This is a genomic window from Pseudomonas turukhanskensis (assembly GCF_027922365.1).
Lineage (GTDB): Bacteria > Pseudomonadota > Gammaproteobacteria > Pseudomonadales > Pseudomonadaceae > Aquipseudomonas > Aquipseudomonas turukhanskensis.
The window spans coordinates 44,856-65,941 of record NZ_BSFN01000019.1 but is presented as its reverse complement, the minus strand read 5'-3'; the positions used below and the strand labels follow the sequence as shown (position 1 = coordinate 65,941).

Here is a 21,086-nt window from a genome sequence, read left to right as displayed (position 1 = left end):
GCCTCACACTTTCTGGCTCCGCGAAAGCACCAACGTCGCCTTCAACGAATCCACCAGATCGGTATACGCCTGCGCCGGTTCGCTTAACGCAAAGCCCTGCTCAAACCGTCCCGAGCGTCCGGTCTTGCGTGACCACTGACAAATCACCGACGCCTCCACCAGGCGAAAGCGCGCGGCGCTGATGGGCACTTCGATGCTTACGGCATACACCTGCCCCACCAGAATCGGCAGTTCGGACATCAGCCGAAAACCGCCGGCGGAAATGTCCGCGATCAGGCCCAGCGAATCTTCAGTATTGCGAAGAAGCACCTGCATACGGTTGGCAGGCCGAAAGGTGACGCGAGTGTGTTGGCGCATGCTTGGTTCTTGTATTCCCCACCGGCCCGCCTTCCTGGCAGCACCGCACGGCAGTCTTCGACCACACCTCGCACGCTGCGAGGCAACTCCTCAGAGCCTGGTGAAAAAACAGGCCACAGAGGAAAAGGCGACCCAACGCGCGAAACAATTAAACGCCTGATCATTTTTTTTCAGCGTTTTTTGGCCATCGCCGGTTTCCCCATCGCTGCCATCAACAATCTCAATAAGCCCGGCGTGCTACTGACGGCTAAGCTGCCTCCCATACCGCATTCAGCCTTTGCACGGAGCAGCCCCATGAGCGACACCCTCCCCGCCCTCGATGATGAAACCCTGGCCTTTGCCGAACGTGTTTTCGACGCGGCCAGAAGCGGCGCCACGGCCGAGCTGCAGGCGTTGCTGCAGCAGGGTTTGCCCGCCGACTTGCGCAACCACAAGGGCGACAGCCTGGTGATGCTGGCCAGCTACCACGGCCATCTGGAAACGGTGGCCATGCTGCTCGACCACGGCGCCGACGCGGACCTGCGCAATAACAACGGGCAAACGCCGCTGGCCGGCGCCGTGTTCAAAGGCAACCTGCCGATGCTGGAGCTGCTGCTGGCCAAGGGCGCCGATGTGGAAGGCGCCACCCCGGACGGTAAAACCGCGCTGATGATGGCGGCCATGTTCAACCAGGGCGCGGCCATCGACGTGCTGCTGGCCCACGGCGCCAACCAGCAGGCGCGCGAACAGGGCGGCCTGAGCGCGCTGGATCTGGCCCAACGAATGAACACAGCGCAAGCGCTGGAACGTTTGCAAACGGTCTGATGCGGGTTGAATACGTTGGCAATTCGGGTAGGCTCGTGGCCTTTCTTATAAGGAGTTTCTGCCATGCCTAAAGCCACCGCCCGCCACATCCTGGTTTCCAGCGAAGCCAAGTGCAATGAACTGAAGGCCGCTATCGAAGGCGGTGCCGACTTCGCCCAGGTTGCCAAAGACAACTCCAGCTGCCCGTCCAGCCGTCAAGGCGGCGACCTCGGCTCGTTCGGCCCCGGCCAGATGGTTAAAGAATTCGACACCGTGGTGTTCAGCGCGCCGGTAAACGTGGTGCAGGGCCCGGTGAAAACCCAGTTCGGCTACCACTTGCTGGAAGTGACCAGCCGCCAGGACTGATCCTGCCGCCAACGCCCCGGGTGTGCTTTACGTAAGCGCGCCCGGGGCGTTTTTGTTTGCGCGTTTCGAGCGGCCGACGGGCGGTTTAAACGCAAGACGTTCTCATTGATTGCATATTGACCTGTGGCAAGTGGATGCCGTGGGGGCCGCCGTATAACCGTGCGACTCACACGTCTTAGCCCATGAGGTCAGCATGAAACTTACATCCGCAAGCATCTGCACCGCCGCCGACAACCTGAAGGGTTTTGTTGGCTTCAACACGAAAACCGGCCAGCACCTGGTGCGCTTCAGCGAGGACTCCTTTGGCCTCGACGTGGTGGAAAGCAGTATTACCCCGACTTGCGAATTCGTCTGGGTGCAGGTCGAAGGCGACCTGATGACCCTAAGCCGCGATTGCCTGCAACTGCTTCTGGACCAGAACATCGACGACCGCCTCGACCTCGCACCTGAGCTGCACGTGTACATGCGCCGTCGCGACCTGCCAGAAATTCGCGCCGAACGCCGCTTGCAAAAAACCTGCAGCGGCGACTGCCGGAACGGCTCCTGCAAAAACGGCCATACCCACCACGAATCAGCCGAACGGCTGCCCACCATTACCCTGCTGTAACCCGCCTTGGGCTAAATAAATGGCTACGCCCTGTCGAATTGCCGCGCTGGCATTCGACCAGGGTTGTAGGCGCTGAACCCAGCGCCCCGACACTTAGGAGTGACCACCATGGTTCGGGACATTTTCGTCAACCTGCCGGTAAAGCATCTGCCCAAGGCCATCGCTTTTTTTACCGAGCTTGGCTTTACCTTCAACCCGCAATACACCGACGACACCGCCACCTGCATGATTCTGGGCGAGCACATGTACGCCATGCTGCTGACCGAGGAAAAATTCCAGGGCTTTACCCCCAAGGCTCTGTGCAACGCCAAAACCCATAGTGAAGTGCTGACCTGCCTGGCAGTGGCGAGCCGCGAAACCGTGGATGACCTGGTGAGCAAAGCGCAGGCCGCCGGTGGGCGCACCTTGAGCGAGCCGAAGGATTACGGGTTTATGTATGCCCATGGCTTTGAAGACCTGGACGGGCATATCTGGGAGTTGGTTGCCATGCAGGACGAAGCGGCTGCCTGAACGCCGGGCAACAAAAAGCCCGGCCAGTGCCGGGCTTTGAAGGGGTGAAACCTGGCCGAGAATCAGGCCAGGGTGTGCGCTTGCAGACGATCAGCACCACCTTCAGCAACGGTGTTGGTGCGATCGGCACCACCTTCAGCTACGCGGTTGAAACGTTCTGCGCCGCCTTCAGCAACGGTGTTGGTACGGTCGGCACCGCCTTCAGCAACGGTGTTGGTACGGTCAGCACCACCTTCAGCAACAGTGTTGGTACGGTCAGCACCACCTTCGGCAACAGTGTTGGTGCGGTCAGCACCACCTTCGGCAACAGTGTTGGTGCGGTCAGCACCACCTTCAGCAACGGTGTTGGTACGGTCAGCACCACCTTCAGCAACGGTGTTGGTACGGTCAGCACCACCTTCGGCAACAGTGTTGGTGCGATCAGCGCCACCTTCAGCTACGCGGTTGAAGCGTTCTGCGCCACCTTCGGCAACGGTGTTGGTACGGTCGGCACCGCCTTCAGCAACTGTGTTGGTGCGATCGGCACCACCTTCGGCTACGCGGTTGAAACGTTCTGCGCCGCCTTCGGCAACACGGTCCAGAACCATGTAGCCGCCTTCGTATGCGATGCGGTGATCTTGTTGCAGACGGTCAGCGCCACTTTCGGCGTGGGCAGCTGGCAGGGTGAACAGACCAGCGATGAACAGTGCGGCGAATGCTTGAGATTTCATGATGGTGCTCCAGAAGATTGGGGTGGCGTAAGTGAGTACGGGGCCAATCTTACGGATCGCCAGCTGATTAAAAAGTGAACGCTCGCGATAGCTGTCATCGATAGGAATGATAGCGGTGAAATATATTAATTATCAGTTGGTTAGGTGCTTTTCAAGCTCGTAGGGTGTGCTCTGCGCACCGTTGCGGTCGCGCAGAAATCGCAAGGTGCGCCAAGCGCACCCTACGAAAAGCGGCACACCCTCTCACGGCCTCAGAGCAGCGTCTTCACCGCAAACGCACCGCCGGCCGCCAGCACCACCGCCAGCACGCCAAGCAGCAATTTGTTCAACGGGCGCGCTTCAATCACTTCTTCTTGTTGAGCGGCATTGGCAGCAGCCACTTTCATGGGATTGACCGTCGCCGCCTGAACCGCGGGCTTCACCGCCGTGGGTTTGACCACGGTCATAAACAGCGTGGCGTCTTCGTCGTCGGTCTGGGTTACGTCTACCTTCGGGCCAATCACCAGCAAGGTGACCGAGCCCATGCGCACCTGGTCGCCCGGTTGCAGCACGGCCATGCCGACTTTCTGGTGGTTTACAAACACACCATTGGCCGAAGCTAGGTCCTTGATTTCCAGCACTTCGTCTTTAAGGAAAAACTCAGCGTGGCGACGCGACAGCTCCAGGTCGGCAAAACACATTTCGCATTTCACCGAGCGCCCGAAGGTCATCGAGCCGGTGACGTGGAATTTGTGCCCCTGGTGCTGCTCACCGGTAATTACCTGCAAGAACCAGCGCCGCGCGGCGGCCGGCTTGGGTTTGCTTTTGGCCGGGTCGATCAGGGTCAGTTCCAGGCTGCCCAGGCGCACGATGTCGTCCGAGCGCAACTGATAGCGCGCGTTCACCCGTTCGCCATTGACGAAGGTGCCGGCGGCCGTGCCGCAATCGGTGAGGTAGTAAAGGCCGTGGTCCTGGCGGATTTCCGCGTGGAAGGGGCTGATGTCGGTGTCGGCCAGCACCAGATTGTTGCGGCTGTCCTGGCCAATGGTGAAACGCTCGTCGACCAACCAGATAGGGGCCTGACGGTTGTCGCTGAAATGAATCCTGAGCATATACGGCACGACCTTGAGAAATGACAGCCAGCGGAGGCCAGATAATCCCCCGCGCACCGCCCGCCGGGGCGTTACGCAAGCGAAGTATCACTTTGCCACTAGTTGAAGAGTTTATTCCACAAGCGTTTGACTACGTTCGGATTTTTTTCTTCGCTTGGCGCAGCCGGCGCACTGCTGGGGGCGGTATTGCGCACCGGCACCACGGCGGCCGTAGCGGCCTTTTTCTTCGCTGCAGCGCGTGCCGCAATGGCTGCCTGGGTTTTGCGCACGCGCTCGTCGTGGCCGTCCAGGCTTTTCAGCAATTTCTCGTTATCGGGCTGGGCTTCCAGGCCGCTCTTGACCAACTGCAAGGCCTGGTCGAACTGCAACTTGTCGTAGGCCACTTCGCTCAAGTCAAAAAAGCGCTCGGCCACTGCCTGCAAACCGGTAAGCGCCTGCTCGTTGCCCGGCGACCAGCCCAGCACTTGCTGGTAGTAGAACACCGCATTGTTGCCTTCGGGTTGCAGCAGCTTGTCTTCGCTGGCGGCCTTTTGCGCCAGGTTAAGGCTGTTGGCGATGCGCGCTTGCAGCACCCGCTGCAGGCCATCGAGGGCGTCACTGTTGTTCTGGTCGATCAGCAGCACCTGGCGGTAGAAGTAGTCGGCGTTGTGCTCGGGCGGGTCAACCAGCTTGCCTTCGTTCAGGCTCAGTTCGCCCTGGGTTAAAAACTCGGTGATTTTCTGCTGTTGCTGGTAGTAGTAACCACCCACGCCGCCGGCGCCGACCACCAGTAGCAGACCCAACGCCACCATCCACAGCTTCGATTTGCCCTGCTGGGCTTTCGGCACAGTCGCATCCGATGCATTGGCTACCGCCAGCTTGGCGACACCCCGGGGCTTGTCCTTGACCTTGAGCTGCACCACCGGGGCAAGGCGGGTGTGGTCGAGGTCTTGCTCATTGAGTTCGGCGAGGCTGGCCAACAGCACATGGCAGTCAGCGAAACGGTCATTCGGGTCTTTGGCCAGCATGCGGTTGAGCAAAAACTGGTAGTGGCGCAGGTGATCGGGCAACTCCGGCGCGGGCATCTGTACATGATTCATCACCGTCTGGGTGTAACTGGCGCCCTTGTAAGGGTTAGTGCCCGTGAGCATCTCCAGCAGAATCACGCCGAGGCTGTAGATATCGCTGCGCGCATCCAACGGTTCGCACTGGGCCTGCTCGGGGCTGCTGTAGGCCGGGCTGCCGACGGCGACATTGAAGTGGGTAAGTTCGCTGTTGAGGTCCAGTTCCTTGGCGATGCCAAAGTCGGTAATTACCGCCGTGCCATCGGCGCGGAACAGGATATTGGCCGGCTTGATATCGCGGTGCACCATGCCTTTGTCATGCACTACGGCCAGGCCGCTGGCGATCTGCCGCACGATGGTCAGCGCGCGTTGCGCCTCGATTTTTTCGCCCTTGTGCTGGGCCAGATCGCCACCGGCGACAAACTCCATGGCCAGGTAATAACGGCCATCGGGCAGCTGGTCGATGTCATAAATGGTGATGATCGAGGGGTGATGCAGCGAGGCAACGATGTGCCCTTCTTTGATAAAGCGCTTGCTGAAGGCTTCGTCGTCGGCGCTGAGCAGCACCTTGATCGCCACCTGGCGATGCAACGACTCCTGGGTGGCCAGGTACACCTCGGCCATGCCGCCTTTGCCCAAACGGCCGTGCACCGAGTAACCGGGAATTTCTAGCAAGCTGTCATTCATAAGAAGGTGCGTGTCTTGTAGTTATCAGCCCGAAGGCTCTAGGTCAGGGGCGAGTGGAGCGTCGGCAGTGCCGCCCGTTGGTTCATAAATGCGCTCAGCGAACATTCTCTGAGATTCGGGGCATTTTCCAACAAATTGTCAGAGTTTTCCTAGATTCAAAAGTTTCCGCAGGAAACTTTGCGGGCGCTGATTCGCGCCGATTTGTTCCACGACTGCGAGGCCGATCACGATGCACGAAATATTGTCGCGCCCACCGGCCTCGTTGGCGCGGGCAATCAACTGTTCCACCAACTCGTCCAGGGTGCTCGCAGCGGCGCATAGCTGCTGAATCTGCTCATCGCGTACTTCGCCGGTAAGGCCATCGCTGCACAGCAGCAGTAACTCGCCTGGCGCCAGCGTGCCCTGTACCAGGCTGACTTCCAGCTCCAGCTCGGGCTGGCCCAGGCAGCGGGTGACCACATTGCGGCGCGGGTGATTGCGCGCTTCGGCCGGGCTGAGCTGGCCGCTGTCGACCAACTCCTGCACCAGGCTGTGGTCGCGGCTGACCTGCTCGATGCCCTGCCCGCTCACGCGATAAGCGCGGCTGTCACCGACCCAGGCCAGTTCGAACTGCGCGCCGGTGAATTTGGCAGCCACCAGGGTGGTGCCCATGCCTGCGGAGTCGGCGTCCTGCTCACCGGCGCAAATAATGGCGGCATTGCCGCTGTGTACGGCGCGCTCCAGGGTTTCGCCCTGTTGCACCGCTTCGAGCAGGGTGTCCAGCGCCAATGCGCTGGCCACTTCACCGCGCTGGTGGCCACCCATGCCATCGGCCACCGCCCACAGGCTCAGGGCCGGGCAGCAGAGCACCGCATCTTCGTTGTGCGAGCGCACCCGGCCACTGACCGAGAGGGCCGCATAGCCAAGCGAGACGGGAGCAAAGGGAGTGGGCATAAGCCGTTGGCAGTCCGGTTCGAAGTAAGTTGTAGGAAAAAGGACGCTGAATGATGCGACCCTGCTAGAGCCCTGTCATCGCTTTTACGCAAAAGTGTTAAACAGTCGAGCCTTGGCCATACGACAGGCAACTCGATTTGAGGGGGTGCGAGCCGGCGGCAGACCGACTAAAATCGGCAACCTTATTTCGTCGCCCTGGTTTTCCTGCCCCCAGGCAGCCCTAAACCGCGCCACGAGCCTTACTTACCCGTCAGAGCAAGAGAGCCAGCAATGGGCGCACAGTGGAAAGCCAAACCTAAAGAAGCCGCCGCCAACGCCAGGGGCAAGATTTTTGGCCGCCTGGTCAAGGAAATCATGATCGCCGCCCGTAACGGCGCCGACCCGGACCTCAACCCCAAGCTGCGTTTGGCCATCCACCAGTCGAAAAAGGCGTCGATGCCCAAAGAAACCCTGGAACGTGCCATCAAGAAGGGTGCGGGGCTGTTGGGCGACACCGTGACCTTTCACCACGCCACCTACGAAGGCTTCGCGCCGCACCAGGTGCCGGTGATCATTGAGTGCCTGACCGACAACATCAACCGCACCGTCGCCGAAATTCGCGTGCTGTTTCGCAAGGGCCAGATGGGCGCTTCAGGTTCGGTTACCTGGGACTTCGACCACGTGGGCATGATCGAAGCCAGCCCCGAAGGTGCTGCCGACCCGGAAGAAGCCGCTATCGAAGCCGGCGCTCAAGACTTTGAGCCGGCCGAAGAAGGCGCCACCTTGTTTATTACCGAGCCCACCGACCTCGACGCCGTCAGCCGCGCCCTGCCCGACCACGGTTTTACCGTGAACTCGGCAAGCCTGGGCTACCGCCCGAAAAACCCGGTGACTTCGCTGACCGAGGCGCAAATGGAAGAAGTTGAAGCCTTCCTTGAAGCGCTGGATAACCATGACGACGTGCAGAACGTGTACGTCGGGTTGTCGGGCTGATACCACCAAGGGCATCGCGGTTTTGGCCGTGATGCCTGCTCTCTTCTTTTAATACCTCCCCGGACTCCTCCAATGACCACCCCAACACCTTCGCCCGACCAGCCTGAACAACCGAGCGAAGTGGATGCCACCACCGCCCCTGCCGAAAAGAAAGCCGGTTTCAGCTTTCCCTTCTCGGCGTTTGCCAAAGGCGCGCAGGACAAAACCCAGTTGGGCTACAAGCCCATCGACAAGTCCAACCACGACAAGAAGCCGGGCCGCGCGCCCAATGGCACGCGTCGCTCGATGGGCAAACGTTGAGTAGCGTGGTCGCAGGCCTGCTGTTGAAGGCCAATGAAGCGCGCATCGTCACCCTGAGCGGCACGCGCGCCAGCCATAGCCTGGTGGCGGAAAAATTAAACAAGTTGGCCGTGGCGAAGAACCCCACCCGCGAAGACGTGGCGGCGTTTGTTCAGGCGCTGCAAGCATTCTGTGCGGCCAACAAGATTGAAAAGCTGGTGCTTAACCGCCGGGCCACAGCGGGCCAGGGTGCCGGCGGCGCCGGAACGTTTTTGCTTGAAGGCGTGCTGCTGGCCTGCTCGCCCGTGCCGGTGGACTTCGCGCACCCGGCCACTATGAAAGCTACCGACCGCAAGGCCGGCGACAGCAAGGCACAGAAGCCGACCACCATCGACTTGGGTAAAGCCTACGACCTGGCTTACGAAGGCTTGCTGTAGGCCGCATCAGCGCCAATAAAAAAGTCCGCCAGGCGCTCGATCAGCAGCGGTTTGCTATGGCTCAGCCAGCGCTTGGCCGCCCGCTCCTGCCACTCTTCGGCGCGGTCCAGGCTATGGCGCGGCACAAAGTCGGCGAGAAACAGGCCCAGGCTCAGCAGGTTGATTTCATGCCCGGCCAGGGTGATTTTTTCCAGCAGCTCATGCAGCGCCGCCCGCAGCTCCGGCGGCCAGTGTTGGCCGGCGCAGAGTTGTTCTTCCAGGGCGCGGCAGGTGTCGAGTTTTTCCAGCATGGCGCTCTCCATTTTTTAGGCCAGCACGGCGACCGACTTTACCTGGGCCCAAAGAGCCTGGCCGACTTTCAATTCAAGCTGATCCCGGGAAAAACGCGTGATCCGCGCCAAAAGGGGCGTGCCCTGCATATCCAGCTGCACCAGCACGTGGGCGCTGTTTTGCGCGGCAACCTCAGCCACCACGGTTACCGGCAACACATTGAGAATGCTGCTGTGGGCCGGTTTTTCCAGGGCCAGGCTGACATCCCGTGCCTGCACCTTGAAGCGCATCTGTTTGCCCACGGGCAGCGGCGCGTGGGCAACCTGAATACGTAACTCGCTGGCGGCAAACCCAAGGCTCAGCAATTGATAGTCGGCGTTGAACGCGCGCACCTGCGCCTGCACCACCACGCCGGCGTCGTCGCTTTGGGCCAGGGGCAAGTCCAGTCGCGCCATCAACTCGCTCACCGGGCCACTGGCAACAGCGCGGCCCTCGGCCAACAACACCAGATGATCGGCCAGGCGCGCTACTTCAGCCGGGGCATGGCTGACATACAGCACGGGAATATCCAGCTCGTCGTGCAGCCGTTCCAGGTACGGCAGAATCTCGTTTTTACGTTTGTGGTCCAGCGCCGCCAGCGGCTCGTCCATCAGCAGCAGCTTCGGGCTGGTAAGCAAGGCGCGCGCTATGCCGACGCGCTGGCGCTCGCCGCCGGACAGGTGTTCGGGCATGCGCTCAAGCAAATGATCGATGCCCAAGAGTTCGACGGCCTGGGCCAGCTTCACCCGCTGCGCTGCGCCGCCAATGCGCTTGAAACCGAACTCCAGATTGCGCCGCACCGTCAGGTGGGCGAACAGGCTGGCTTCCTGAAATACATAGCCCAAGGCACGTTGGTGCGTGGGCAGAAAAAAGCCTACGGCGCTGTCTTGCCACAGTTCGCCGTTTACCCGCAGGTAGCCGTGGTTGGCACGTTCAAGCCCGGCCACACAGCGCAGGCAAGTGGTTTTGCCGGAGCCGGACTCGCCAAACAAGGCAGTGACGCCGCGGCCGGGAATCTGCAGATCGACGTCCAGGCCAAAGCCTGAATAGTCGACTTTAAAGCGCGCGTCGATCATCCCATCGTCGCTCATCGAACTACCGCCTTTGTCCGGCCCTTGGCCTGCAACACCAGCAAGATAACGAAGGAGAACACCAGCATGCCCCCCGCCAGCCAGTGGGCCTGGGCGTATTCCATGGCCTCGACGTGATCGAAGATCTGCACCGACACCACGCGGGTTTTGTCCGGAATATTGCCGCCAATCATCAGCACCACGCCGAACTCACCAATGGTGTGGGCGAAGCCCAGAATGGCGGCGGTTAAAAAGCCTGGCCGGGCCATGGGCAGCGCCACGCTGAAAAACGTATCGAGCGGGCTGGCCCGTAACGTGGCCGCCACTTCCAGCGGCCGCTCGCCGATGGCCTCGAAAGCATTTTGAATGGGCTGCACCACAAAGGGCATGGAGTAGAAGACCGAGCCGACCACCAAACCTGCAAAACTGAACGGCAAAATGCCCAGGCCCAGGCTCTGGGTGAGTTGCCCAATAAAGCCGTGGGGGCCGAGGGTGATCAGCAGATAAAAGCCGATCACCGTCGGTGGCAACACCAGCGGCAGTGCCACCACGGCGGCCACCGGCCCCTTTAGCCGGGAACGGGTACGCGCCAGCCACCAGGCAATGGGCGTACCGATCACCAGCAAAAGCACGGTGGTAAGCGATGCCAATTGCAGGGTCAACCAGATCGCAGCGAAATCAGCGCTGGTCAATGACATCGGCAGAATTCCTCAGACCTTAGAGTTGGTAACCGTAGGATTTAATCACAGCAGCGGCCTTGGCACCGTGCAGGTATTCAACCAGCGCTTTGGCTGCCGCGCTGTCTTTGCCTTTGTTCAGAATGACCGCGTCCTGGTTGATCGGCTCGTGCAGGCTGGCGGGCACCAACCAGGCCGAACCGCTGGTGATCTTGCCGTCTTTGTACACCTGCGACAGCGCAACAAAACCCAGTTCGGCGTTGCCGGTGGAGATAAATTGCAGGGCCTGAGTGATGTTCTGGCCTTCAACGATCTTGGGCTGTACAGCGGCGGTCAGGCCCATTTTTTCCAGCACCTGGGTAGCAGCCAAACCGTAAGGCGCGGCTTTCGGGTTGGCGATGGCCAGGTGTTGGAAGGCGTTTTTCTTCAGCACGTCGCCTTTGTCATCCACATAGCCTTCCTTGGCCGACCACAGCGCCAGGGAACCAATGGCGTAGGTAAAGCGCGACCCCTTGACGGTCTCGCCCTCGCTTTCCAGTTTGGCAGGCGTGGTGTCGTCGGCCGCCAGGAACACGTCGAACGGCGCGCCATTTTTGATCTGGGCATAAAACTGGCCGGTAGCGCCGTAGGAAGCCACCAGCTTGTGGCCCGTGTCTTTCTCGAAATCAGCGGCCAGCGCCTGGATAGGGGCGGTGAAGTTGGCAGCCACAGCCACCTGGACTTCACCAGCAAAGGCACCGCTCAAGGCAAACGTGGCGGATAAGGCGACAACCAGGCGAGACATACGATGAATCATGGACAACTCCTTGTTTTTGGTTTTGCTGCGATGAGATAGCTCAACGCTTACGCTATATTCCTGAATATATAGCGCTAAGGGTAACGGCGGATAGCAGGACGGCAGATCGCCGGTGCCATGGCATAAGTTCGACTTGGAGCTAACCGAAATCGACTGCTTACTGGGCCAACCCGACAATGGTCCACATCTTGAAAATTTCTGACCTTAAAGTCAATTTTCAAAATGGGGCACGCCTAATCGGGTTGTGTAGTGCTAGACGATCCTGTCGAAGCTAGATCGGATGGCTGCGCCTATACCCAGTAAGAGAAGGTTTATTTTCGCGCGTGGGGCTCAGCCTCGATGCTTTTTATCTGATGCTAATATCCCCTGCCACCTAGAAAGAACTGACGCATTACCCATGAAACTCGAAGGTCAATTCTGGATTACCCACAACGGTAATGACGTCGCTGGCGAGGGCCGTATTGCGTTGCTGCGCGCCATCGACGCCACCGGCTCGATCAGCCAGGCGGCCAAGGCCGTGGGCATCAGCTACAAATTTGCCTGGGACTCCATCGACGCCATGAACGGCGCCTCGGGCAGCCCCCTGGTGCAACGCAGCGCCGGCGGCAAGGGTGGCGGCGGCACACGCCTGACAGAAGCCGGCCATGCGCTGATTGCCGCCTACCAGCGTTATCAACAGGAACACGCCCTGTTTTTGCAGCGCCTGGGCGATGACGCCGGGGTGTCCACGCTGCTGGAATTCATGGAGCGCCTGCGGATGAAAACCAGCGCACGCAACCAACTGTTCGGCACCGTGCTGGCCATCCATAACGGCGAGGTAAATGACCTGGTGGAGTTTCAACTCAACAGCGGCGACCGCCTCACGGCCTCCATCACCCACGACAGTACGGCACGCCTGGAACTGCAACCGGGCGCCGCCCTGCATGCGTTGATCAAGGCCTCGTGGGTGCAATTGGTCGCCGCCGACTACACCAGCGCCGAGCCAAGCGACAACCTCCTGCACGGCGAAGTGCAGCAGGTAACCCGTGGCTCGACCGACACCGAGGTGAGCCTGGAATTATCCGGCGGCGCCACGCTGGTGGCAGTACTCGGCAATGCCCAGGCCGATGGACTGGCGCTGACGGCGGGCAAACCAGTGGCGGCTCTGGTCAAGGCCGCGCATATGATTCTCGGACGGTTCTAAGCGCCACGCTGACCCAGGCCTACTCCCACCACGGGTAAAAGCTCGGCATGGCATTGGCTGACTGTGCGCTGTAGTCGGCCGGACGCTTGTCGAGAAACGCCTGCACCCCTTCCTTGCCGCCAGTTACGCTGGTGTAGAACATGCCCAGCGAGTCGACTTTGTGGGCTTCCAGCGGGTGAGGTTGCGCCGCGTTGCGGTACATCATCTGCCGCGTAAGGGCGATGGCTACCGGGTTGTATTGAGCAATGCGCCGGGCAATCTTGTAGGCCTCTTCCAGCAACTGGTCGGCCGGCACCACCGCTTTGACAAAGCGCCCCTGCAAGGCCTCTTCGGGCTTGAGAATATCGCCGCTGTATACCCATTCCAGCGCCTGGGAAATGCCCACGATGCGCGGCAAAAACCAGCTGGAACAGGCTTCCGGGACGATGCCGATCTTGTTGAACACGAATCCGATACGGGCGTTTTCCGAGGCCAGGCGGATGTCCATGGCGCAGGTCATGCTCGCGCCAATGCCCACCGCCGCACCGTTGATGGCGGCAATCACCGGTTTCTTGCAGTCGAAAATCGCCAGGGTTACGCGCCCGCCGGTATCGCGCACGCCGTCGCGGATGGCCGGGTCGTCGAGGCGGTTTTGCATGTCGTGCAGGGTGGGTTGCTGGCTTTCGTCCAGGCCGAATACGTTGCCCTCGACAGACAAATCCATGCCTGCACAGAACGCCCGGCCGGCACCGGTCACGACAATGGCGCGCACCTCGTCATCGTTGCTGGCGCGGTTGAAAGCGTCGATCAGCTCGTGGGCCATTTCCACAGTGAAGGCATTCAACTGCTCGGGGCGATTGAGGGTGAGGGTCAGAATCTGCTCGTTAACCTGATAGCTGAGGGTGCTGTAGGACATGGGCCGCTCCTGGCAAAAACCGATGGGGCCCCTATCATGCCTAGCCGCGCTGGCTGTGCACCGCCGATTAGTAGGGCATTTGTGCCAACGCACAGGCGGTAAATGTTTTAATCAGCGCGTTTTTTTATCAGCGAACTTGCAATGTCCGACCTCACTTTCAGCCTTCTGCCCGACGCAATGCAGCCGCTGCTGAACAAGTTCTACCGCGCCCATCAGAACGGTATGCAGGCCAAAACCGGTGACCAGATGTGGGTGGCCAAAGCCGGCGAGATTATCGGCGGCCTGTGCTTGCGGCCTGTCGCGCAGGACGCGGGGCTGTGGCTGACCGGGTTGCTGGTGGCTCCCGGCATGCGCCGGAAAGGGCTGGCCAGCCAACTGGTGAACACGGCGTGCAGTCAGGCCGGCGGCTCGGTGTGGTTATTCTGCCATCCCAGCCTTGCCGGCTTTTATAGCGCACTCGGGTTTGCCGAGACCGAGCACCTGCCGCAGCAGTTGGCCGAACGTTTGAACCGTTATCGGCGCAGCAAACCCCTGGTCGCCCTGCACCGCGATGGCCAACCTTTGGCCTGCACCGGCTGACTGCTACACTACGCGCCGGCGCCGCCCAGGCCGCCGCCCGCCCCACCTCGCTTGCGTGTCAGGAACAGCATGAAAATCGACAAAAAAACCGCCATCGCCCGCCGTAACCAGCAACTGGGCGGCGCAGTGCTCGGCGTCAACAACACGCACTTTGCGACCATCAACCTGAACAAGAACATCTGGTGGTTCGACATTCCCGTCGGGCGCCTGAAAATCGGTCAGTACGAATGGGTGCACCTGCTGATGCACAACCATGTCACCGATGAACTGCACCACCTGCGTGTACCTACTCTGTACCTGCGCACCCACGAGGAAGGTCTGGTAACCCGCAATAAAGGCAGCCGTAACGCCACCGTGAGCCTCGAACTCTCTGCCGACCGCGACTCCCTGTTTCAGGACGTACGCCCCACCGGCACTGGCGTGCGCTTCGCCGAGTTCGTACAAGCCTAAGGCCAGCTTTGCCCTTACATAACCTTTACACGCCGCTTCGGCACTTCGCTGTGTATCGCACGTCTTACAGATAACCCGGAATCAACTCACCGGGCATCAGGAGACCATCATGTTCAGTCTGCCCAAAGTTGCGCTGTTGCTCGGCAGCCTCGCCCTCGCCGGCCAGGCCTCCGCCCACGGTGGAGACGGTGGACCCTTTGTGCTCGGTGCAGTTGTCGGTGCTGTGGTGGGTGGCGCGGTTGTCGCCTCGCAGCGTGCCCCGGTTTACGTCCAGCCCGCACCGCCACCGCCCGTTGCCTACTACCCGCCGCCACAGCCGGTGTACGCGCAACCGGTGTATTACCAACCGGTAGTGGTGGAAGCGCCGCGCTATTACGGCCCCCGTTACTACGCACCGCCACCCCCACCGCCGGGGTATTACGCGCCACGGGGCTATGGCTATGGCCATCGCGGCCGCTGGTAATGCGGTACAAAAAAGCCCACCGATGCGGTGGGCTTTTTTTCGCCAGAAATAAATAAGGATCAGAATTTTCCAGCGTTCTTCACGAAATCTTCACATTTTCCGAGCAATACTCGAAGCAGCTGAAGGACCAGCACCTATCTGCAAACAGCCCGCCACCGTGCGGGCTTTTTGTTGCCTGCTGTTTTCTTGGTGCCCACGAACTCATTGCTTTTGGCGGGCAGAATCCTTAGAAGAATGTTCTGACTCATCCTAAAAACAATAGGTCGCCGCCAAGGAAGTCCTTCATGTCTGTAGCCGACACCCTGAAAAAACGCATCTCCACGCGGGCGTTTCTGGACAAACCGCTGGACGCCGAAACCGTCCATGCCTTGCTGGACGACGCGCGCTGGTCACCTTCGGGCGGGAACCTGCAACCCTGGAAAGTGATCGCGGTAGCCGGCAGTGAAAAATCCGCGCTGGAACGCCTCGCCGTGGAAGCCATCATGAAAAACCCCAAAGGCGAAGTCGGCGACTACCCGATCTACCCCGAGGGCCTGCAAGACCCCTACCGCGCCCGCCGCTACAAAATCGGCGAAGACATGTACGCCCTTCTCGGCATTCCCCGCGAAGACAAAGGCGCACGGCTGAAATGGATGTCGCGCAACTACCAATTCTTCGGCGCTCCCGTGGGCCTGTTTTTTGTCATCGACAAGGAAATGGGCAACGGCCAATGGGCTCATGTCGGCATGTTCATGCAATCGCTCGCCCTGCTCGCCGAAGAACGCGGCCTGGGCACCTGCATGCAGGAAGCCTGGGGCATGGCCCGCGACAGCCTGCACAAGCACTTCGGCCTGGCGGACAACGAGGTGGTGTATTGCGGCATGGCGCTGGGGTATCCCGACCCTGATGCCGCTATAAACCAGCTGCGTTCGGAACGGGCGAGCGTGGACGAGTTCACCAAATTCAGGGGCTTCTGATCGCGCGTCAGCCTACCGGATTGTCCGCGCCCCGCCGGGCGCGGGGCCTTCCTTGCTGCAGCCGTGGTTGGAAAAAAGCCTGAAAGCGGACTCGACAACAGGAAAATTAGCGATCTAGAATACTGTATATCCGAACAGTAAAAAGGATCTAGCTGAATGCCCAACGCCGCCCGCCAGCCCAGCCAATACGAGCTGCTTGCTACTCGCCTGCAGCGAATCATCAATTCCCCTGCTGCGCAGAAATCCAAGACTGCCTTGCTCTACAAGGCGCCGGATGAGTCCGAGGACGACTGGATACAGGTACTGCAGGAGATTGGCGAAACCGACAACGTGACCATCGCCTATCGCGATGATGGTGGCGTGCATCTGTTCTGGGTAGTGCCGCAGGACGACTGAAGCGCTCAGCAGCCTACTCGGCCAGCCAATTGCCCAGGCGCGGATTTCAGGTTGGCTTGCACCGAACTGGGCAGATTGCTCCACACGGTAAGCCCGGAACGGCGCTCGATCTGGTCGACCGTAGTCTGGTAGTGGCAATAATTGGCCGAGCGCGGCGTTTCTTGGTCCATCACAAACGCGGCATACAGTCCGTTTTCCGGCGTTTTGCCTACAAAAATGATCTTCCAGTAGCCGCTGGGAATGATGTGTGGCGTGGTTGCAGCCGGAAGTGTGCCCATATAGCGCTCGTAGAGCGGGCCGGTGAGCACATGCACCTGGTCGATGTTGCTGTCCCTCCCCAGACGACGTTCCTGCTCCTCCAATGCGGCCCAGGCACCCTGATTAAGGTCGGATTTTTGCGGGGTGATATTGGACAGATAGTTCAATGCCTGCCAATCCTCCACGCCCCCCATCGAAGCCAGATTGGCTTGATGACCGCGATCCACTTTCAGCGCCGTATTGGCGCCGTTGTAGTCGCTGGGCACAAGGGTTTCACCGACTGCAATGGCAGGATCAGCCTGCCAGTTGCGCGGACGGGCACTGGCGGGTGTGTCGTTGGTAATGCGGTAAGCCACCCAATTGGCAAACCTGGTGATGCCGTTGTTGTTCAGGCTGTAGGCCTGCCGGTTTAGCGTGAGCGCGCTTCCTCCTGCCGGGCAGCCCACCGAGCAGTGATCGACCATCGGCTGAACGGCCAGCGGTGCGCTCTCATAGGGCTGCGAGACCGTGGTACAGGCGGAAAGAAAAGAAATCAGCAGCAGAACAAACGAATTTACCCTCAACATCCCTTGCATCAAAAACGACTCCGACAGGGCTTCCTGCAAAACCGCAGGGTTGGCGGCACCTATCTCATCACTGCATTTAACGACGCGGCAATCAGCTTGCCGTTCACCTCATGTCCGCCGTAGCTGGCGATAGCCACAGGCACTTTCATTTTTAAAAGGCAGGGAAATCAGTCCGATACGATCCAGGGCGGACCGTTTCCAGACGCGTAAAGGGACGGCGGTAGCAAGTTTACGGCGGCGAAGGGGCGAGCTCCGAGGTAGCTCTATGAGTTGTCAGCCATTGACCTGGCCTTAACGTACCCCGAACCGCGAAATGCCTTAATGACGGGCAGTGCGCCACTCGCTCATGCAAGCTCGCGCCGACTCGCAGGTTCCTGGGTATTGGCCAACCCAAGCAACTGCCGACTCAACCGCGCATGCTCGGCAGCATAGGCAACCGAACTCATGCCATTGAGCTTGAGCTTTTCCTGTGCCGAGACAACCTTGGCCAGGGCAGCGCTTGGGTCGCTGGCCACCTGGCGAATGACATCGCGCAACGCCAGCGGATCGTGCGGCTCGACGTACCAGACGTCGCTGTCTTCAACATAACCGCGCAGACCGCCCACATCCGTAACGATCAGCGGGCAGCCTTTGACAATGGCCTCTTCGACCACGGTAATGCCCGAGGCATGCAGGTTTTCGGTGAGCGGCACGACGATGATGTCGGCGTCATCGAACAGGGCGCTCAACTCACTGTTTTGCTTGGGCGAGGTGATTTGGCAATTGGCCTTATCGCTGACGAGACTTTTCGGGGCTGTGCCGGACACAATCACCAGATTGATGTCGGTCTGATTGCGCACGGCCTCTACCAGCGTGGTCCAATCGCGATGGCGATCATTACCGAGCGAGAGCAATCGCAAAGGCCGTTGGCCGCGCGGTGCTCTGGGCGGGTTGGTCCGAGAGGACGGGATACCGAAACGAATGAACTCGCAGCGCTTATTGGGAAAAATCGTACGGGCTTGGGCGGTATTGAGCGGCGATAAAAAGGTAAGCACGTCGGCCTGGGACAACAGCGCTTTGTAGAGCCGACGTCGAACGCTGGACATCTGCGTCCAGTTATCACACAGCCAGACCGACTGCAGAATCAGCTTGGGTGGCGTTTTTTTCGGAAACAGGCGGCACAAGAGTGCGGCGGCCAGGCTCATGTTTTCGGTGTGGGTCCACACCACATCGGCGGCAAAAAACGCCGCGCGATTGCGCCAGGCATGCACAAGATCAAATCCAATCAGACCACGCACCGCAAACCGCACCAGTTTGCTGAAGCGCCCTTCCGGCACGTCCTCGGAATAGCGAACGTGAACGCCTTCTTTCTCGGCATGGTGATAGCCGTAGGCATATTCTTCGTTCAGGCCGATGATTTTTCCGGCATGGAAACGGCTGTTCCAACTGGTAGCACCAAAGCCATGAGCTAGCAGAACAAACGCGGTTGGACGAGCACTCATCGAAATATCCCTATGCGTGAAGCGCAGAGGCACGGTAGTACCAACGGCGTCATTTAGTGGCAGCAGGCCATTATATGGCGTACTGCCACTAAATGTATGCTCACCGCTGCGACAAAAACGACAGCGTCTGGTACTCAGCCGCCCGACGAAGGCGCTTCATGCTTTGGAATGTAAGTACTTCTGAATGGTTCCGGGCCGCCAGCACGCTTGAAGCCCCGAAAATACTGGTGCCGTTGAGAGGAATCGAACCCCCGACCTCCTGATTACGAATCAGATGCTCTACCGACTGAGCTACAACGGCGTGTAACCCCCGACACTCTAGAACAGCGCCCGCATTTTTTTCCAACACGGAGCGCTAAATCCGCCGAACGTCAGGGCAGTTCGATGCGGTCGGGGTGAATGACCAGTTCGCCTTGTTTGTACAAAGCGCCGATGGCCTTCTTGAAGTTGCCTTTGCTGACGCCGAACAGACCGGCGATGGTTTCGGGCGGGCTCTTGTCGCTGACGGCCAGCGTTCCGCCGCTTTCGCGCAGTTTGTTCAGAATCTGTTCGTGCAGGCCGGTAGCGGCTTCTTTGCCAACCGGTTGCAGGCTGAGGCTGAGCTTGCCGTCTGGACGGATTTCTTTGATAAAGCCTTTTTCCTGCTTGCCGGCACGCAGGAATTTGAACACTTCGTTCTTGTGGATCAGGCCCCAGTGCTGGTTGTTGATGATGGCCTTGAAGCCCATGTCGGTGGACTCGGCCACCAGCAGGTCCACGGCCTGCCCCACCTTGTAGTTGGCCGGCGCGTTGTCCAGGTAGCGGTCCAGGCGAGCAGTGGCGGTAATGCGGCGGGTGTGTTTGTCGAGGTACACGTGCACCACGCAATAGTCACCGGCCTGCAGGGTGCGCTTTTCTTCGGAGTACGGCAGCAGCAGGTCTTTGGACAGACCCCAATCGAGGAAGATACCGATGCTGTTCACTTCCTTGACTTTCAAACTGGCGAATTCGCCCACCTGCACCTTGGGCTTTTCGTTGGTGGCGATCAGTTTGTCGTCGCTGTCGAGGTAGATAAAAACGTTCAGCCAGTCTTCGACTTCGCTCGGCGTGTCTTTGGGGATGTAGCGGTTGGGCAGCAAGATCTCGCCGTCGGGGCCGCCATCCAGATAAAGACCGAAGTTGGTGTGTTTAACCACCTGCAAACTGTTGAAACGTCCGATTAAAGCCATGTGCACTGCCCTCGTTGCGTGGCCGGCATTCTACCCGATGCGCGTCGGCAAGTGACGGCCGAACGCCAAACCCGGATAATCGCGCGGCACGGCGCAGCGTCACAGGGCGCCACGCTTCCACCTCTGACCACGGGCCGGCCATGACCAGCGAACAGAACCAAAATGCGCTTCACGGCATCACCCTGGAAGCCATAGTTACCGCGCTAGAGGCGCACTACGGCTGGGAAAAACTGGGCCAGTTGATCGCCATTCGCTGCTTTCAGAGTGAGCCTAGCGTCAAATCCAGCCTCAAATTTCTGCGCAAAACGCCGTGGGCCCGAGAAAAAGTCGAAGCTTTGTACCTGCGCACCAAATTGCGCTGACCAGCGGCTGATGCAGCCAAAACCTCTGATTTCCCGGGTTTTCAAGCGTTAACAGGCGCTTATCTGGCTTGGCGGCAAAAGCCCACGTTCGGGCCGTCGCCATATTGACCATTAATAGCCGGGCCAGGAGCGCTCATTTTGTGTACAATGCCTGGCCAAATTACTGTTGATAGGTTAAATGGCCGCCATGCGCGTTAAAGCATCCGAAATGAAGAAAAAAGCCCCTCCAGCCGTTGAAACCCACAGCTCGATTGACGATGCGGTGACGGCATTCCTGAAGGCCGGCGGCCAAATCCAGGAAATTCCAAAAGGTGTAAGCGGTCAGGTGTTCGCCCCGTCGCGCCACATCACTCTCGGTAAAAAGTAAGTCGCTCTACGTAAGTCGCTCTCTATTGCTGCTGTTCCAAGCGCTTGATTTTGCCGTTTCGAATAAAGCGCTCGAACAGCTGTAGTAAATGCCCCGCTTCACCCCGATTCCCTTCTGCACCTCAGGCCTGACAGGCCCAGTGGCTACACGGCTGCTCACACATTCATTTTGCCCCCTGGGAACAAGCCTCTGGCCTCTAGCACAGAGTTGTTTCAGAATCGTGTCACACCGCCTTCAAGGCCTCTCCTTTACTCGTCGACTGGCTCGGATTCTCTCTGCCTTATCTCAGGAGCTC

Annotated in this window: 27 protein-coding genes, 1 tRNA gene and 1 pseudogene; 15 read left to right on the top strand and 14 right to left on the bottom strand. The window is 59.7% G+C overall.

The genetic code is table 11. The annotated features are described in order from the left end of the window. Window positions 1-3: 3 nt before the first annotated feature. Window positions 4-357: a PilZ domain-containing protein gene (locus tag PKE98_RS22220; protein WP_271197582.1), complete on the bottom strand. Its 354-nt coding sequence runs from the start codon at window positions 355-357 to the stop codon at window positions 4-6. A 294-nt stretch (window positions 358-651) separates the two neighbouring features. On the opposite strand from PKE98_RS22220, the gene PKE98_RS22215 reads away from it, so the two are divergent. The 4 genes and pseudogenes from PKE98_RS22215 (at window position 652) to PKE98_RS22200 (ending at window position 2,623) form a co-directional block, all read left to right on the top strand. Then, window positions 652-1,161, top strand: coding sequence for an ankyrin repeat domain-containing protein (locus tag PKE98_RS22215; RefSeq protein ID WP_271197581.1), 510 nt, complete (start codon window positions 652-654; stop codon window positions 1,159-1,161). A gap of 63 nt (window positions 1,162-1,224) precedes the next feature. Further along, window positions 1,225-1,506 (top strand): peptidylprolyl isomerase, encoded by a 282-nt coding sequence (locus PKE98_RS22210; RefSeq protein ID WP_271197580.1) that lies wholly within the window; start codon window positions 1,225-1,227, stop codon window positions 1,504-1,506. Between the two features lie 193 nt (window positions 1,507-1,699). Further along, window positions 1,700-2,014 (top strand): annotated as a pseudogene (locus PKE98_RS22205) (DUF2025 family protein); the annotation flags it as partial. A 207-nt stretch (window positions 2,015-2,221) separates the two neighbouring features. Then, window positions 2,222-2,623 (top strand): VOC family protein, encoded by a 402-nt coding sequence (locus PKE98_RS22200; RefSeq protein ID WP_271197579.1) that lies wholly within the window; start codon window positions 2,222-2,224, stop codon window positions 2,621-2,623. A 62-nt stretch (window positions 2,624-2,685) separates the two neighbouring features. On the opposite strand, the gene PKE98_RS22195 is transcribed toward PKE98_RS22200, so the two are convergent. The 4 genes from PKE98_RS22195 to PKE98_RS22180 form a co-directional block, all read right to left on the bottom strand. Next, window positions 2,686-3,333, bottom strand: coding sequence for a hypothetical protein (locus PKE98_RS22195; protein ID WP_309298767.1), 648 nt, complete (start codon window positions 3,331-3,333; stop codon window positions 2,686-2,688). A 251-nt stretch (window positions 3,334-3,584) separates the two neighbouring features. Beyond that, complete coding sequence (locus PKE98_RS22190; RefSeq protein ID WP_271197578.1) at window positions 3,585-4,424, bottom strand: FHA domain-containing protein; 840 nt, start codon at window positions 4,422-4,424, stop codon at window positions 3,585-3,587. Window positions 4,425-4,522: 98 nt separating this feature from the next. Continuing rightward, on the bottom strand, window positions 4,523-6,154 hold the full coding sequence (locus tag PKE98_RS22185; protein WP_271197577.1) for a serine/threonine protein kinase: 1,632 nt from the start codon (window positions 6,152-6,154) through the stop codon (window positions 4,523-4,525). Between the two features lie 138 nt (window positions 6,155-6,292). Continuing rightward, the gene (locus tag PKE98_RS22180; protein WP_271197576.1) at window positions 6,293-7,087 is read right to left on the bottom strand and encodes a Stp1/IreP family PP2C-type Ser/Thr phosphatase; all 795 of its coding nucleotides are present in this window, start codon (window positions 7,085-7,087) and stop codon (window positions 6,293-6,295) included. Between the two features lie 270 nt (window positions 7,088-7,357). On the opposite strand from PKE98_RS22180, the gene PKE98_RS22175 reads away from it, so the two are divergent. The 3 genes from PKE98_RS22175 (at window position 7,358) to PKE98_RS22165 (ending at window position 8,775) form a co-directional block, all read left to right on the top strand. Further along, window positions 7,358-8,059, top strand: a complete 702-nt coding sequence (locus tag PKE98_RS22175) for a YebC/PmpR family DNA-binding transcriptional regulator (protein WP_271197575.1) — start codon at window positions 7,358-7,360, stop codon at window positions 8,057-8,059. Between the two features lie 72 nt (window positions 8,060-8,131). After that, window positions 8,132-8,359 (top strand): hypothetical protein, encoded by a 228-nt coding sequence (locus PKE98_RS22170; protein ID WP_271197574.1) that lies wholly within the window; start codon window positions 8,132-8,134, stop codon window positions 8,357-8,359. 5 nt (window positions 8,360-8,364) lie between these two features. Then, window positions 8,365-8,775 carry a DUF3010 family protein gene (locus PKE98_RS22165; protein WP_271197573.1) on the top strand — a complete coding sequence of 137 codons (411 nt, stop codon included), beginning with the start codon at window positions 8,365-8,367 and terminating at the stop codon, window positions 8,773-8,775. Here the strand turns inward: PKE98_RS22165 and PKE98_RS22160 are convergent. The 4 genes from PKE98_RS22160 to modA are packed head-to-tail and all read right to left on the bottom strand — an operon-like array spanning window position 8,757 to window position 11,627. Continuing rightward, window positions 8,757-9,065, bottom strand: coding sequence for a hypothetical protein (locus PKE98_RS22160; RefSeq protein ID WP_271197572.1), 309 nt, complete (start codon window positions 9,063-9,065; stop codon window positions 8,757-8,759). The genes PKE98_RS22165 and PKE98_RS22160 overlap by 19 nt on opposite strands. 15 nt (window positions 9,066-9,080) lie before the next feature. Beyond that, a complete protein-coding gene (gene modC, locus PKE98_RS22155) occupies window positions 9,081-10,160 on the bottom strand; it encodes a molybdenum ABC transporter ATP-binding protein (RefSeq protein WP_271197616.1) in 1,080 nt (359 codons plus the stop codon). An 11-nt stretch (window positions 10,161-10,171) separates the two neighbouring features. Further along, window positions 10,172-10,852: a molybdate ABC transporter permease subunit gene (gene modB, locus PKE98_RS22150; RefSeq protein ID WP_373877902.1), complete on the bottom strand. Its 681-nt coding sequence runs from the start codon at window positions 10,850-10,852 to the stop codon at window positions 10,172-10,174. Between the two features lie 19 nt (window positions 10,853-10,871). After that, window positions 10,872-11,627 carry a molybdate ABC transporter substrate-binding protein gene (modA, locus tag PKE98_RS22145; RefSeq protein ID WP_373877901.1) on the bottom strand — a complete coding sequence of 252 codons (756 nt, stop codon included), beginning with the start codon at window positions 11,625-11,627 and terminating at the stop codon, window positions 10,872-10,874. Window positions 11,628-12,024: 397 nt separating this feature from the next. On the opposite strand from modA, the gene PKE98_RS22140 reads away from it, so the two are divergent. Further along, complete coding sequence (locus tag PKE98_RS22140; protein ID WP_271197571.1) at window positions 12,025-12,810, top strand: TOBE domain-containing protein; 786 nt, start codon at window positions 12,025-12,027, stop codon at window positions 12,808-12,810. Window positions 12,811-12,829: 19 nt separating this feature from the next. Here PKE98_RS22140 and PKE98_RS22135 read toward each other — a convergent pair whose 3' ends face one another. After that, window positions 12,830-13,705, bottom strand: a complete 876-nt coding sequence (locus tag PKE98_RS22135) for a crotonase/enoyl-CoA hydratase family protein (RefSeq protein WP_271197570.1) — start codon at window positions 13,703-13,705, stop codon at window positions 12,830-12,832. A 141-nt stretch (window positions 13,706-13,846) separates the two neighbouring features. Between PKE98_RS22135 and PKE98_RS22130 the strand changes: the two genes are divergently transcribed. From PKE98_RS22130 to PKE98_RS22110, 5 genes are all read left to right on the top strand, one after another. Next, window positions 13,847-14,284 (top strand): GNAT family N-acetyltransferase, encoded by a 438-nt coding sequence (locus PKE98_RS22130; RefSeq protein WP_271197569.1) that lies wholly within the window; start codon window positions 13,847-13,849, stop codon window positions 14,282-14,284. Window positions 14,285-14,353: 69 nt separating this feature from the next. Continuing rightward, window positions 14,354-14,734, top strand: coding sequence for a hypothetical protein (locus PKE98_RS22125; RefSeq protein WP_271197568.1), 381 nt, complete (start codon window positions 14,354-14,356; stop codon window positions 14,732-14,734). Between the two features lie 109 nt (window positions 14,735-14,843). Beyond that, complete coding sequence (locus PKE98_RS22120; RefSeq protein ID WP_373877900.1) at window positions 14,844-15,197, top strand: hypothetical protein; 354 nt, start codon at window positions 14,844-14,846, stop codon at window positions 15,195-15,197. A gap of 284 nt (window positions 15,198-15,481) precedes the next feature. Then, window positions 15,482-16,153, top strand: a complete 672-nt coding sequence (locus PKE98_RS22115; protein ID WP_271197566.1) for a nitroreductase — start codon at window positions 15,482-15,484, stop codon at window positions 16,151-16,153. Between the two features lie 156 nt (window positions 16,154-16,309). Then, window positions 16,310-16,549, top strand: coding sequence for a DUF1654 domain-containing protein (locus PKE98_RS22110; protein WP_271197565.1), 240 nt, complete (start codon window positions 16,310-16,312; stop codon window positions 16,547-16,549). Window positions 16,550-16,554: 5 nt separating this feature from the next. Here the strand turns inward: PKE98_RS22110 and PKE98_RS22105 are convergent, their stop codons facing one another. The 4 genes from PKE98_RS22105 to PKE98_RS22090 form a co-directional block, all read right to left on the bottom strand. Further along, entirely contained in the window at window positions 16,555-17,382 is an 828-nt protein-coding gene (locus tag PKE98_RS22105; protein ID WP_271197564.1) for a DNA/RNA non-specific endonuclease, read from the bottom strand. 335 nt (window positions 17,383-17,717) lie between these two features. Further along, window positions 17,718-18,854, bottom strand: a complete 1,137-nt coding sequence (locus PKE98_RS22100; protein WP_271197563.1) for a glycosyltransferase family 4 protein — start codon at window positions 18,852-18,854, stop codon at window positions 17,718-17,720. Between the two features lie 225 nt (window positions 18,855-19,079). Then, window positions 19,080-19,155 (bottom strand) — tRNA-Thr (locus PKE98_RS22095). A 70-nt stretch (window positions 19,156-19,225) separates the two neighbouring features. After that, window positions 19,226-20,062: a CvfB family protein gene (locus PKE98_RS22090; protein WP_271197562.1), complete on the bottom strand. Its 837-nt coding sequence runs from the start codon at window positions 20,060-20,062 to the stop codon at window positions 19,226-19,228. 140 nt (window positions 20,063-20,202) lie between these two features. Between PKE98_RS22090 and PKE98_RS22085 the strand changes: the two genes are divergently transcribed. Together PKE98_RS22085 and PKE98_RS22080 are read left to right on the top strand one after the other, a co-directional pair. Then, the gene (locus PKE98_RS22085) at window positions 20,203-20,424 is read left to right on the top strand and encodes a VF530 family protein (RefSeq protein WP_271197561.1); all 222 of its coding nucleotides are present in this window, start codon (window positions 20,203-20,205) and stop codon (window positions 20,422-20,424) included. Window positions 20,425-20,602: 178 nt separating this feature from the next. Next, window positions 20,603-20,791, top strand: coding sequence for a PFL_1563 family small protein (locus tag PKE98_RS22080; protein WP_205898675.1), 189 nt, complete (start codon window positions 20,603-20,605; stop codon window positions 20,789-20,791). Window positions 20,792-21,086: the final 295 nt, after the last annotated feature.